The 12,534-nt window shown below is 67.6% G+C and carries 12 protein-coding genes; 3 read left to right on the top strand and 9 right to left on the bottom strand.

The genetic code is table 11. The annotated features are described in order from the left end of the window. Nucleotides 1–49: 49 nt before the first annotated feature. The 3 genes from DTA22_RS12880 to DTA22_RS12890 form a co-directional block, all read right to left on the bottom strand. Nucleotides 50–643: an acyl-CoA-like ligand-binding transcription factor gene (locus tag DTA22_RS12880; RefSeq protein ID WP_112299654.1), complete on the bottom strand. Its 594-nt coding sequence runs from the start codon at nucleotides 641–643 to the stop codon at nucleotides 50–52. Then, complete coding sequence (locus DTA22_RS12885; RefSeq protein WP_112299655.1) at nucleotides 633–2,156, bottom strand: DHA2 family efflux MFS transporter permease subunit; 1,524 nt, start codon at nucleotides 2,154–2,156, stop codon at nucleotides 633–635. Before DTA22_RS12885 ends, DTA22_RS12880 begins: the two co-directional genes overlap by 11 nt. A gap of 76 nt (nucleotides 2,157–2,232) precedes the next feature. Next, entirely contained in the window at nucleotides 2,233–3,630 is a 1,398-nt protein-coding gene (locus DTA22_RS12890; protein ID WP_112299656.1) for a cytochrome P450, read from the bottom strand. A 98-nt stretch (nucleotides 3,631–3,728) separates the two neighbouring features. Here DTA22_RS12890 and DTA22_RS12895 point away from each other — a divergent pair, with 98 nt between their 5' ends. Together DTA22_RS12895 and DTA22_RS12900 are read left to right on the top strand one after the other, a co-directional pair. Beyond that, complete coding sequence (locus DTA22_RS12895; RefSeq protein ID WP_009477700.1) at nucleotides 3,729–4,313, top strand: TetR/AcrR family transcriptional regulator; 585 nt, start codon at nucleotides 3,729–3,731, stop codon at nucleotides 4,311–4,313. 75 nt (nucleotides 4,314–4,388) lie between these two features. Then, on the top strand, nucleotides 4,389–5,171 hold the full coding sequence (locus tag DTA22_RS12900; protein WP_112299657.1) for a class II aldolase/adducin family protein: 783 nt from the start codon (nucleotides 4,389–4,391) through the stop codon (nucleotides 5,169–5,171). 28 nt (nucleotides 5,172–5,199) lie between these two features. Here the strand turns inward: DTA22_RS12900 and DTA22_RS12905 are convergent, their stop codons facing one another. Genes DTA22_RS12905 through DTA22_RS12915 form a run of 3 tightly spaced genes read right to left on the bottom strand, consistent with a single transcriptional unit; the run spans nucleotide 5,200 to nucleotide 8,308 of the window. Beyond that, complete coding sequence (locus DTA22_RS12905; protein WP_112299658.1) at nucleotides 5,200–6,159, bottom strand: C-terminal binding protein; 960 nt, start codon at nucleotides 6,157–6,159, stop codon at nucleotides 5,200–5,202. Next, nucleotides 6,156–6,785 (bottom strand): TetR/AcrR family transcriptional regulator, encoded by a 630-nt coding sequence (locus tag DTA22_RS12910; protein ID WP_112299690.1) that lies wholly within the window; start codon nucleotides 6,783–6,785, stop codon nucleotides 6,156–6,158. The genes DTA22_RS12905 and DTA22_RS12910 overlap by 4 nt, the downstream gene beginning before the upstream one ends. A 47-nt stretch (nucleotides 6,786–6,832) precedes the next feature. Continuing rightward, nucleotides 6,833–8,308, bottom strand: a complete 1,476-nt coding sequence (locus DTA22_RS12915) for a sodium:solute symporter family protein (protein ID WP_112299659.1) — start codon at nucleotides 8,306–8,308, stop codon at nucleotides 6,833–6,835. Between the two features lie 205 nt (nucleotides 8,309–8,513). On the opposite strand from DTA22_RS12915, the gene DTA22_RS12920 reads away from it, so the two are divergent. Next, the gene (locus DTA22_RS12920; protein ID WP_037241728.1) at nucleotides 8,514–9,404 is read left to right on the top strand and encodes a LysR family transcriptional regulator; all 891 of its coding nucleotides are present in this window, start codon (nucleotides 8,514–8,516) and stop codon (nucleotides 9,402–9,404) included. Nucleotides 9,405–9,411: 7 nt separating this feature from the next. On the opposite strand, the gene DTA22_RS12925 is transcribed toward DTA22_RS12920, so the two are convergent. The 3 genes from DTA22_RS12925 to DTA22_RS12935 are packed head-to-tail and all read right to left on the bottom strand — an operon-like array spanning nucleotide 9,412 to nucleotide 12,424. Continuing rightward, complete coding sequence (locus DTA22_RS12925) at nucleotides 9,412–10,074, bottom strand: IclR family transcriptional regulator (RefSeq protein WP_037241726.1); 663 nt, start codon at nucleotides 10,072–10,074, stop codon at nucleotides 9,412–9,414. A 37-nt stretch (nucleotides 10,075–10,111) separates the two neighbouring features. Continuing rightward, nucleotides 10,112–11,260, bottom strand: coding sequence for a CaiB/BaiF CoA transferase family protein (locus tag DTA22_RS12930; protein ID WP_112299660.1), 1,149 nt, complete (start codon nucleotides 11,258–11,260; stop codon nucleotides 10,112–10,114). Between the two features lie 12 nt (nucleotides 11,261–11,272). After that, nucleotides 11,273–12,424 (bottom strand): acyl-CoA dehydrogenase family protein, encoded by a 1,152-nt coding sequence (locus tag DTA22_RS12935; RefSeq protein ID WP_112299661.1) that lies wholly within the window; start codon nucleotides 12,422–12,424, stop codon nucleotides 11,273–11,275. Between the last annotated feature and the right edge of the window lie 110 nt (nucleotides 12,425–12,534).

Consider the following 12,534-nt stretch of genomic DNA (forward strand, 5'->3'; position numbering starts at 1 on the left):
GTCACACCGGTGCAGTCGAGGTAGACCGATGCGACATCGGGCGCCGGGTCTACGACGTGGCACGCCCGAGCGGCAACCCGTCCTCGAGGAATTCCAGTGCGCGCAGGGCGAGCGGCAGATCACCGGGCAGCAGATCGACGACACCGAGAACGACGCCGACGATGGCCCCGGCGAGCGCGCGGACCTCGAAATCGTCAGCGGAGCGTCCGACCCTGCGCGCCATGACACCGGCGATCATGTCGATGCTGCGCACCATTTCCTGCATGATGGCCCCACGAAGTTCCGGGACCGAGTACAGCAGTTCCTGACGCTTCCGCTCGAAGTCCATGTCTGCCTCGGACAGGCCGGCGAACACGGACTCGGCCGCCTTCCGGAATGCGGTGATCAGCGGGACGTCCGGTGGTTGTGCCTCGATGGCCTCGATCATCAACGGATCGAGGTCGTCGGCGAGCACCAGTTGTTCCTTGGTGGGGAAGTAGCGGAAGAACGTGCTCGGCGACACGTCCGCGGCCTCCGCGATCTGCTCGATCGTGGTTTCCGGGTAGCCCTGCTCCCGGAACAACCGAAATGCCTCGGTCCGGATGGTCAGCCGGGTGCGCGCCTTCTTCCGCTCCCGCAGGCCTGGTCGAGCGTCAATGGACATGTACCGATTTTGACTCATTCTGCTCCCGGGCCGGGGTATCGCGGGGCGTGAAGCGTGCTGCGAGCACCATCGCGACGGCGCAGATGCCCGCGCACACCCACAACATGAGGCTCATCCCGGACAGGAACGACGCCTGGACGTGCGCGAGCATCGACGGGTCGCCGGTCGCCTCGGCCACCGCGACGCCTGCGTTGACGCCGTCGCGGACCGGGTCCACGTCGAGGGCTCCCAGTTCGGTCCGGTAACGGGTGGCGAGGACGGTGCCCAGCACCGCGACCCCGATCGTTCCACCGGCCTGCCGCAGCGCCTGGATCAGTGCCGAACCGGAACCGGAACGTTCGGCCGACAATGCGCCCAGGGCCGCACCCATCGCCGCCGGCATCACGAAACCCATTCCCGCGCCGACGAGTGCGATCCATGTCGCGCTGAACCAGTACGCGGAATCGACGGAGGTCAGGGCGCCGGTCGCGAGTCCCGCCGTGAGGAGGGCGAACCCGATGACGATGACCGGCCGGGCGCCGGCCCGCCGAAGCAGTCGGTCGCAGAGCCGGGTGCCGACCAGCAGTCCGCCGATCAACGGCAGCAGTCGGAGGCCGCTGCCCAGCGCGTCCACGCCGAGCACGGCCTGGAAGTACTGCGGCACCGTGAAGAACAGCCCGAACATCCCGAAGTTGACCAGCGTGGTGAAGATCGTGCCCCAGCGGAATCCGGGGCTGGCGAACAACGACGTGTCGATCAGTGGATGACGCGACCGACGCTCCCACATCGCGAACAGTCCGAGCGCGACCACGGCCACTACGATCGACGCCCACACCAGTGCGTCGCCCCAGCCGTCCTGGCCTGCCCTGATGAAACCGTAAGTGAGGCAGAGAAGTCCGAATGACGACAGTGCGGCGCCGAGATAGTCGGTGGGCGACTGCTCCTCGCTGCGCGATTCCGGGACCAGGGTCGCGACGGCGATCGCGCCGACGACGACCAGGGGCACGTTGATCAGGAACACCGATCCCCACCAGAAGTTCTCGAGCAACCATCCGCCGAGAATCGGGCCGAGGGGCAGGCCGATCGCGGTGGACGTTACCCAGATGGTCAGTGCCCGCGATCGTTCGTCGGCGTCGGGGAACAGCACGGGCAGCACCGCCATCGACAGCGGCATCATCACCGCGGCCCCCAGCCCCAGCAGGGTGCGTCCGGCGATCAGCTGACCCGATGTGCTCGCATAGCTGCAGAGCAGTGACGCGACGCCGAACAGGACGAGGGCGCCGAGCAGGAGCTTCTTGCGGCCGTACCGGTCGCCGAGCGCACCTGCAGGAAGCAGCGCGGCGGCGAGGACCAGCGTGTATGCGGAACTGAACCACTGCAATTGCGAGTTGTCCGCTCCGAGATCGACCGCCAGTGTCGGCAGCGCCACCGTCAGGACCGTGATGTCGAGACCGATGGTGAGCATGGCCACGGACAGGGCTCCGAGTGCCCACCAGCGGCGAGGGGCGACTTCGATGACCGTCGTTTCACTCATGACAGCTCCACTCGAAAGGAAGTTACTATTTTTTGATAGTAGCTCTCACTTTGTGGCTGTCAAGGGCTGTCGACGGTCAGCGCCGGCGGAGCTGCAGCGTGAAGCCCTCAGGCATGAGGGTGAGCCGCTCGGCGACCTTCAGCCGATAGCCGGGGTCGCCCACGATGTCGTATCGACGCAGGATGGTGCCGAGGACCAGGACCGCCTCGTGGAGGGCGAACTGCCTTCCGATGCAGGCGCGCTCGCCCGTCCCGAACGGCTTGTACACGTGCGCGGGACGGGACCGGATGCGCTCGGGAAGGAAATGGTCGGGGTCGAACGCCTCGGGATCGTCACCCCACACGGGGTCGCGGTGCAATGCGGGGATGAGGACGAGCATCCAGTCGCCGACCTTCATCGGGTACTTGCCGACGAGGGTCGTGTCGACGGTCGCCTCCCTGCCGTACGCGGGCGCCGTCGGCCACAGCCGTAACGACTCGTCGAGCACCCGGCGCACGTAGCGGAGCTTCGCGATCTGCTCGAACGCGGGCTCCTCGTCGCCCCAGACCGCATCGACCTCCGCCTGCGCCTGAGCGAGGACGTCGGGGTGCCGCGACAGGTAGTACAGGGCGAACGACAGTGCACCGGAGGTGGTCTCGTGTCCCGCGACCAGGAAGGTCACCACCTGGTGGCGGATGTTCAACTCGTCGATCCGATGGGGGTCGTCTTCCCGGGCCGCGCGCAGCATGAGTTCGAGCAGGTCCTCGGGGCCGGCCTCCGTGCTGTCGCGGCGGGCGCGGATCACCTCGTCGACCACCTCGGCCATGTGTTCCAGGTTGGCGACGTTGCGGCGATCGGACCGTCGTGCCAGCAACCGTCCGAGCGCCGAGGATTTCACGAACGTGGTGCGCTGCGAATGGCTCAGCGCTCCGACCATCGCCTGCACGAACGGGTGCGGGCGCTCGCGTCTGAACGAGTCGAAGGAATAGCTGAAACCGGTGCGGCCGATGGTCTCGAGCGTCAGCTTCGTCATGTCGGAGGAGACGTCGACGGGGGTGCCGTCCACCCGCTCGTCCCAGTGCTCCGTCAACTCGCCCGCGACGTCCAGCATCGTGCGGTGATACGACCGCATCGCGGATTTCGTGAACGCCGGGGCGAGGAGGTTGTGCGCCTTGCTCCAGTTCGGCTCGTGGTTGTAGGCGGTGAACAACCCGTCGCCGCCGACTTCGCGCAGCGACGCGACGCCCGGTGCCAGGTGCTTCGCGAACCGGGATTCGTCGGAAAGTTCCGCCACCATGTCGGCGCCGGACGCGAACACGAACCGATTGCCGAGAACGTTGCGCTCGAAGATGGGCCCGAGTTTTCTGCCGATCTCCATCGAGTTCTGCAGGGGAGTGCGGATGCTGATCCCGAAGACGTCGCCGACGACGGGGAGCCGCCATCGAGGATGCGGGATGGTCGCCTCCGCCGTGGTGTGCAGTGATTCGACGCTCATAGTCGACCCCCGTGTCGATGTGGGCAGCGTTACTGAATTGGTGTCTAGTACGCAAGGTACGCCTTACTGAACCGGTGTCAAGCAGTACGGTGACTGGCATGACCAGCGCCCGCCGACGACTCGCCCCGGAGCAGCGGCGCGCGCAGTTGCTCGACATCGGCGCGCGGCTGTTCGCGGACCGCCCCTACGAGGACGTGTGGATCGAGGAGGTCGCGGAACTCGCCGAGGTGTCGCGCGGATTGATGTACCACTACTTCCCGACGAAGCGGGACTTCTTCGCCGCGATCGTCGAACGCGAATCCGAGCGCCTGCTCGACGTGACGGCCCCCGACTCCACCCTCCCCGTCGAGGAACAGGTCGCGGCCGGCCTCGACGCGTACTTCGAGCACGTCGCGAGCCACCGGCACGGAGTCCGGGCCATCAACCACGGCGCACTGTCGGCCGACGCCGACATCCGGGCCATCGTGGAGCGGGAGCTCGACGCCCAGCAGCGCCGCATCGTCGACGCGCTCGATCCCCCCGACGGCGAGCGGGAACTCGTCGGCGTCGCGGTGCGCGGGTGGATCGCCTTCGTCCGCGCCGTCTGCATGGACTGGCTCGACCACCCGTCGATCGCCGAGGGCGAGTTACGTGAACTCTGCCTGCGCTCGCTGCGGGGCATGCTGGGTGGGCGGCTCGACTGAGCCGAGGGCTGGCACTTAAATAAATCAGTTGATATATTTAAGCCGAAATCCCTTCGGTGATCAAGGAGATCCCGCATGAGTGCACCCACTGTTACGTCGCAGGGCCGAACGAGCCCGGCGAAGACCGAGGCGGAACTGCGTCGTGAACTCGCGGCGGTGTACCGCCTGCTCGCGCATTTCAAGATGACCGACCTCATCTTCACGCACGTTTCGGTCCGGATTCCCGGGCCCGAACATCATTTCCTCATCAACCCGTACGGCCTGCTCTTCGAGGAGATCACCGCCTCCAACCTGGTGAAGATCGGACTCGACGGCGAACTCGTCGAACCGTCCGAATATCACGTCAACCCTGCGGGATTCGTGATCCACGGCGCGATTCACGAGGCCCGGCCGGACGCGCAGTGCGTGCTGCACACCCACACGAAGGCCGGGTGCGCAGTCGCCGCGCAGGAACAGGGACTGCTGCCGCTGAACCAGATCTCGATGGAGTTCTACGACCGGGTCGGCTACCACGACTACGAGGGCATCGCCCTCAACACGGCCGAACGTGTGCGGTTGGTCGAGGATTTGCGCGACCATCCCGCGATGATCCTGCGCAACCACGGGCTGCTCACCGTGGGTGAATCCGCCGCCGAGGCGTTTCTGCGAATGTTCTATCTGGAGAAAGCGTGTGACATCCAGATCGCCGCCCAGGCGTCGGGTGACCTGCGCGTTCCGTCGCCTGAGATCGCCGAGCACACCGCTCGCCAGTTCGCCGGCGAGGCCGCGGACGACTACACCGACGATCAGGCCTACGAGATGGCGTGGGCGGCGCTGCTGCGGATGCTGGACCGGACCGCCCCCGATTACAAGGACTGACAGCGGCTTACCGAGACTGACAGGGCGGTCACATCCCCGGTGCGGCAACGACTCCCGCCGGGGATGCGCCCGTCAGGACCGCCGCGACATTGCGCGCCGACTGCTGCGCCAGGGTGTGCGCGACCTGCGGTGAGTACCACGCGGCGTGCGGGGTGATCACGAGGTTCGGGATCTGCAGGATCGGATCATCCTGTGCGGGAGGTTCGTTCGGAAGGACATCGACGGCCGCACCGGCGAGGTGTCCACCGCGAAGTGCGGCTCCGAGTGCGTCGTGGTCGACGAGTCCGCCCCGGGAGACGTTCACCAGATACGCGCCGCGTGTCATCGCCGCCAGCGCACGTTCGTCGATCAGCCCCTTCGTCTCGGGAGTCAGGGGGACGTGCAGGCTCAGCACGTCGGAGCGGCGCAGCAGTTCCTCGAACCCGACCACCTCGATGCCCTCGGCCGCCAGGTCCCCGGCGCGGTCACCCAGCCCACGGCCGCTGACCAGCACGGTCATCCCCACGGCTCGGGCCCGCAGCGCGAACGCGCCGGCGATCCGGCCGAAACCGTAGAGACCTAGCACGGTTCCCGCGATCCGTCGCGGCGGCGCTGCGGTGACGTCCCACCCGCCGGCATGTACGGCGCGGTCCAGGGCGTGGGTGGATCGGAGTAGTCCGAGGGTGAGACCGAGTGCGTGGTCCGCGACCTCCTCGGTGCAGTAGTCGACTGCTCGCGTGACCCAGAGGCCGCGTGCGTGGGCCGCCGACACCGGCAGGTGGTCGTACCCAGCGGACGTGGCCGACAGCAGGCGCAGGTCCGGGAGATCCGCCAAATGACCGGGCTCGAGTCCGGTGTTCTCCGGGCCCACGAGCAGGGCGATGACGCCCGGGCCGGACGGGAACTCGGACTGGTGCACGACGTCCGCGGAAATACCCGCGGCGGCAAGTGAATCGGACAGCGCTTCGGCCGGAATGAAGTCGTCGAGGACGACGACGCGGTCGGTCATCTGCCTACTGCTCCCGCTTCTTCGGTGGTCCGTCGCACGGCGGCGTCGACGCAGCGGGCGGCGGCGTCGCCCTCGCTGATCGACTCCATGACGACGGGATCCAGGATGGCCTGCAATGCCAGACCGTCGGTCAGTGCCACCAGCGCGACGGTGACGTCGTCTGCGTCGAGGTCGGCGGAGACGGTGCCCTCCCGCTGTGCGGCGGTGACCGCCTCGCGCACGACGCCCCGCCAGCGGGCGAGGAAGGCCGCGATCTCACCGCGTGCCGTTTCCTCGGCCGCGCCCTCCGCGTAGAAGAACAGGAACACGCGGGTCATCGCGAGTCGGCGTTCGTCGAGCGGCAGGATGGTGGCGGTGATGTTCCGCAGCTTCTCGAGCGGGCCGGCGCTCTCCTCGTCGAGAATCGCGCGGTACAGGTCGCCCTGGATATCGCCGGCCCGGCGCAGCGCCGCGAGGAGCAGTTCGTGCCGGGACCCGAAGTAGTGGTTCAACACTCCGGTCGACCACCCGCTCTCCTCCGCCACCGCTCGCGTGGTGACGGCGGAGATCCCCTCCCGGGCGATCAACGCGAGAACGGCGTCGGCGAGCGCCCGTCTCCGCTCGTCGTGGTCGACGATCTTCGGCACGATTTTCCTCTCGCTGGTGCGCATTCACTCTCGTGCGCTGGTGCCACTCAGGCTATCGGTGCCGGGACCGGAACCGGATCTTCCTCGTCCTTTCCCGACACTCGCGCATTCCACACGGACATCACGTTCGCCGGGGTGGGTTCGGTGAACAGGCTGGTGGCCACGAACACCACCAGCGCGCTGACCAGTCCGACGTACACCGGCTCGTTCGCCATGACGTCGCCGACGACGAACATCGTCGCGATGGTCCCCACCGTGCCCACCGCCATGGCCGCCATCGCGGCCGTTCCGGTGGCGCGCTTCCAGACCAGTCCACCGAGGATGGGGACGAGGAGGCCGCCGACCAGGATGTCGTAGGCGATCGTGAGTGCGGAGACGATGTCGTTGATGAGCGCGGCGATCACGATGCTGACGAGGCCGATCACGATCACGTAGAGGCGGTTGCCGCGCACGTCGGCTTCCGGATCGGACGTGTCCAGTTCGGGGCGTGTGCGGCCGAAGATCTGGGCGACCAGCGGAAGGACGTCCTGCCGGGCGACCGTGGCGGTGGCGATCAGCGCGCCGGACGCGGTCGACATCATCGCCGCCACCGCGGCGGCGAGGACGATGCCGCTGAGACCGACGGGCAGGACGTGGACGGCGACGTCGGCGTACACGTCGTCGGACGAACCGATGTCCGGCATGAGTGCCGACGCGGCCAGACCGATCAGGGCGCCCGCGACGCCGTACAGCAGGCAGTAGACGCCGGCGGTGACGCCGCCCCACCGCGCGACCTCGGGCGACTTCGCGGTGAACACGCGCTGCCAGATGTCCTGTCCGATGAGGATGCCGAGGGTGTAGACGACGAAGAACGTGACGATGGTGCCGGTGCCGATGGTGCCGAGCCCGAGTGCCTGTTCGCCCACGCGCTCCTTGATGCCGGCGTAGCCGCCCGCCTTGCTCCACGTGAACGGGAGAAGCAGGACGAAGACGCCGATGGTCTTGATGACGAACTGGACGACGTCGGTGAGCGTGATCGACCACATGCCGCCCATCGCGGAGTAGGCCACGACGATGAGGCCGCCGAGAATCACCGACAGGGTCCGGTCGAAGCCGAACAGCACGTTGAAGATGGTGGCGTAGGCGATCGTGGAGGTGACGGTGAGCATGAGCGTGTAGGCCATCATCACGAGACCGGACGCGCCGGTGGCGTCGATGCCGTACCGGAGCTTCAGCATCCCGGAGACGGTGTAGACCTCGAGGCGCTGGATCCGCGCGGCGAAGAGCAGGCTGAGCAGGAGGACGCCGGCGGCGATCGACACGACCAGCCACATTCCGGAGATGCCGTACTTGTAGCCGAGGCCGACGCCGCCGACGGTGGAGGCGCCGCCGATGACGACGGCCGCCATCGTGCTGGTGTAGAGGAATCCGCCGAGGCGGCGGCCGGCGACGAGGTATTCGCTGGAGTTGCTCGCCCGGCGTTTGCCCCACCAGCCGAACGCGAGCATCGCGCCCAGGTAGATCAGGATGATGGTGATGTCCATGGTGCGTCCTTCACGTGTCCTAGCGGATCGGTGATGACGGGCGCGGTGGTCCCGTCGGTGCCGGTCTCGTCAGACCGTTGCCTTAGACGGTAGGAGAACATTGACGTGAAATAAATCACTTGATACAAATAATCACTTCAGAAATTCGTGAAGTAATGGTGCGAGCCAGCTCACACCCTGTTTTCGACCCCGACGGAGGAGCGCGATGCGCAGCTCGCTACCCGATCTGAAGCTCCTCCAGATCTTCGCGGCGGTCGTCCGCCACCAGGGGTTCGCGCCCGCGCAGCAGGAGCTCGGACTGTCCGCCTCCGCGATCAGCACCTACATGAGCCAGCTCGAACGCCACCTCGGCATCGTCCTGTGTCATCGCGGCCGGGGCGGATTCGGCCTCACCAGCAAGGGCGAGCTCTACCACAAGGAATGCCTGCGCATCCTCGGCGAACTCGAGGGCTTCGAACGCTACGGCGCAGCGCTGCAGGGGGAGCTCCGGGGAACCCTCACCATCGGCGTTCTCGATTCCACCGTCACCGACACCACCCTGCCGCTCGCCGACGTGATCGGCGTCTTCAGCCAGGACCACCCCGCCGTCTACCTCGACCTGAAGATCCAGACCCCGCACGAACTGCAGGTCGGCGTGCTCGACGACCGGATCGACGTCGCCGTCGGCGCGTTCGCCTCACCGATGAACGGCCTCGTCTCCCAGGCGCTGCACCGGGAACAGCACTGGCTGTACTGCAGCGACAAGCATCCGCTGTTCGGCAGGAAGCGGGTGCCGTCGGAGGTCATCACACAACAGCGGATGGTGACCCGCGGCTACTGGTCCGAGCAGGAACTCGCCCGCCAGGGGTTCCCGCAACCGTCGGCGACGGTGGAGAACATGGAGGCGCAGCTCATTCTCGTGCTGTCCGGCGCCTACATCGGATACCTGCCCGAGCACTACGCGGAGTACTGGGTCGACCGGAACCGGCTGCGGCCGATCCTGCCGGCGTCGTTCGGCTATCAGGCGCCGTTCTCGCTGATCTACCGACGGGGCCGCGCCCGCGAACCGATGGTCCTCACGTTCCGCGAGTTCGTCCGGACCAGCATGGGGAGCTGACCGCGGCTCACGGGACCGGGGAGCCCAGTTCCGCCGACAGTGCCCGGCAACGCTCGACCAGGACGAGACCGTGCTGGGCGCAGAGTGCGTCGTCGAGGCGGAACGTCGGCCCGACGACGCTGAGCGCGCCCACGATCCGCCCCACCGCGTCGTAGATGGGGGCCGCCACACCCGTCGAGTGGTCCTCGATGGTGTCGTGGGCGATCGCGTACCCCTCGCTGCGCAGGTCGCCCCGCAGCGCGGCGCCGACGGCCGTGCCCACGAGCGGCACCGTCTGACCCACCCATCCCATGTGCCGAATCGCGTGGGTGCCCTCGATCTGCGCGAGATACAGGGCGGTGCCCTTGGGGCCGTGGGTCGACAGGTACGTGGATTCGCGCGTTTCCTCCGCGATCGCGACCATCGCGGGCCGGGCCCGGGACAGCAGCTGATTGTCGCTGATCGCCCGGGCACCGATCTGGAGAAGTCGCGGCCCGGCCCGGTAGACGTTGTCGTCGCCGCGGACCAGGAACTCGCTCTGCTCCATGCTGCGGATCAGGCGCAGGGCGGTACTCGTGGCGAGACCGGCGGCTTTCGCGGCGTCGCCGAGCGTCAACCCGCCCTGCTCGGTGATCGCGCCGAGCAGTTCGAAGGTGCGGCTCGCGCTGCGGGTCACATCTCCGGGGGCCATGGGTCGTCTCCTGACGGTCGCGGGTGTCCGCGTGAATCTACCGCGACGCGATCTCGGACAGCAGGGGCTGCCGGTGTTCGTCGAGCAGCGGGCTGCGGCGGACCCCGGGGCGTGCGCTGTCGCCGAACACGACCGGCTGCCGGACATAGTCGATCGTTCCCGCGACCGGATGATCGAACGACTCCACGAGCCCCCGGTGCCTGCTTTGCTCGGACGACAACGCCTGCTTCACGTCCCAGATCTCGGAGCTCGCCAGTCCGGCCGCGCCGAGGAGCGCGACCGCCTCGGCGACCGTCTTGTCCTTCGCCCAGATCTCGATCTCCGCGCGCAGGGCGGGTTCGTGGTCGGTGCGGGACGTGTCGTCGGCGAAACGGTTGTCGCCGAGAAGGTCTGCCCGATCCATGGTGTGGGCGAGCTTCTCGAATCCGGACTGGCTGGCGACGGCGAGGACGAACAGGCCGTCCGACGCCCGGTACGTGTCGAACGGGGTGGAGACGGGGTGGCGATTACCCACACCCACCGGCGCGACACCCGATGCCTGCAACTGGCTGTGCGCGGTGGGAAGCATGGCCAGCATGCTGTCGAACATGGCGACGTCGAGGTGTTGCCCCACACCCGATTCCCGGGTGCCGACCAGGGCGGAGCTGATGCCCCACGCCGCGAACAGTCCCGCGACGAGGTCGCCGAACGATTCGCCGAGCCGGGTCGGCCCGGATTCGGGGGAACCGGTGATGCTCATGATCCCCGACATCGCCTGCACGACGAGGTCGTAGGCGGCCGAACCCGCGAGCGGCCCGTCCTGCCCGAAACCGGAGATGGACGCGTAGACGAGCCGGGGGTTGCGGGCGTGGACGGTGTCGTAGTCGATGCCGAGCCGGGCGGTGACGCCGGGCCGGAAATTCTCGACGAGAACATCGGCCGTGTCGAGGAGGTCGAACAGCACCTCCCGGTCCGCGTCGTCCTTGAGATTCAGTGCCAGCGAGCGTTTTCCGCGGTTCAGCACGTTGAAATAGATGCTCTCACCGTCGCGGAACGGGCCCAGGTGCCGCGAGTCCTCGCCGGCGGCGGGCTCGATCTTGACGACGTCGGCACCGGCGTCCGCGAGCAGCGCCGTGCAGTACGGTCCGGCCAGGACGCGGGAGAGATCGACGACGCGGATGCCGTCGAGGGGAGGCAGGGTAGGCATGACGGGCCCCTCTCAGAATTCGGTCGAGCGCGGGGAGGGCGCGTTGGCGGCGATGGTGAGCAGCTGGATCTGCGAGGTGCCCTCGAAGATCCGGAGGATCCGGCAGTCGCGGTAGAGGCGTTCGATCTCGGATTCGCGCATGAAACCGGCACCCCCGTGAATCTGCACGGTCTGGTCGACGATCGAGAAGCAGGCCTCCGTGGCCACGTACTTCGACACGGACGCGGCCCGGCGCAGGTCGGCCCCGGCGTCCTTCACGTCCGCCGCCCAGTCCGCGGTGACGCGGGAGGCGACGAGTTGCGCGTCGCACGCACCCAGCAACAGCTGAATCGCCTGGAACTCGGCGATGGGGTGTCCGAACTGTTTGCGCTCGGCCGCGTAGGAGCGACCCAGTTCCCAAGCGCGCAGCGCGATTCCGTTGGCCATCGCGGCCACGTCGATGCGGGCGCGGTTGAGGGCGGTGAGCGCGATGTTGCCGCCGCGGCCCTCCGTTCCCACCACGGCGTCGTGCGGGAGCACCACGTCGTCGAGGTAGACGGTGTAGGTGGGGGCAGACCGGATGCCCAGCTTGTCCTGGGGCTCCGAGTAACTCACGCCGGGGGTGCCCTGGGGGAGGGCGAACGCGGTGATGCCGCGGAAGCCTGCGGATGGATCGGTCTTGGCGAAGAGGACGACCAGGTCGGCCTCCTTGGCGTTGGAGATGTACGTCTTCGAACCGGACAGGTGCCACCCGTCGTCCTCGCGCCGCGCCGTCGTGTGCATCGAGGCGATGTCGGAGCCGGCGTCCGGTTCGGTGAGGGCGAACCCGGCGAGCAGTTCACCGGACGCCAGCCGGGGCAGCCAGCGGCGCTTCTGCTCCTCGGTTCCGCCGACGAGGATCGGCTCGAGCCCCAGGTAGTGCGCGGTGTAGATCGAGGCGAGGGCGGCGTCGGTGCGGGCCACCTCCTCGATGGCGATCAGCTGTGTCTTGGTGGACAGGCCCAGTCCGCCGAATTCCTCGGGCACCGAGATGCCCATCAGGTCCTGTTCGCCCAGGCGCTTCACCAACTCCGCCGGGAACTCCCGCGTCTCGTCACGGAAGGCCGCGCCGGGGTGGATCTCACGGTTGGCGAATGCGCGCACTGCGCCGCGGAACTCGGCGGCGTCGAGCAGCTGATCGGTCACGGAAACTCCTGTCGGATGATCAAAATTGCCATCTAGTGAAATGGCAATGCCACTTGGTGGCATATCGACTATGAAGGAGGCCGACGAATTTGTCCAGAGCTGCCGGTGTC

The organism is Rhodococcus wratislaviensis (assembly GCF_900455735.1).
Classification (GTDB): Bacteria; Actinomycetota; Actinomycetes; order Mycobacteriales; family Mycobacteriaceae; genus Rhodococcus_F; species Rhodococcus_F wratislaviensis.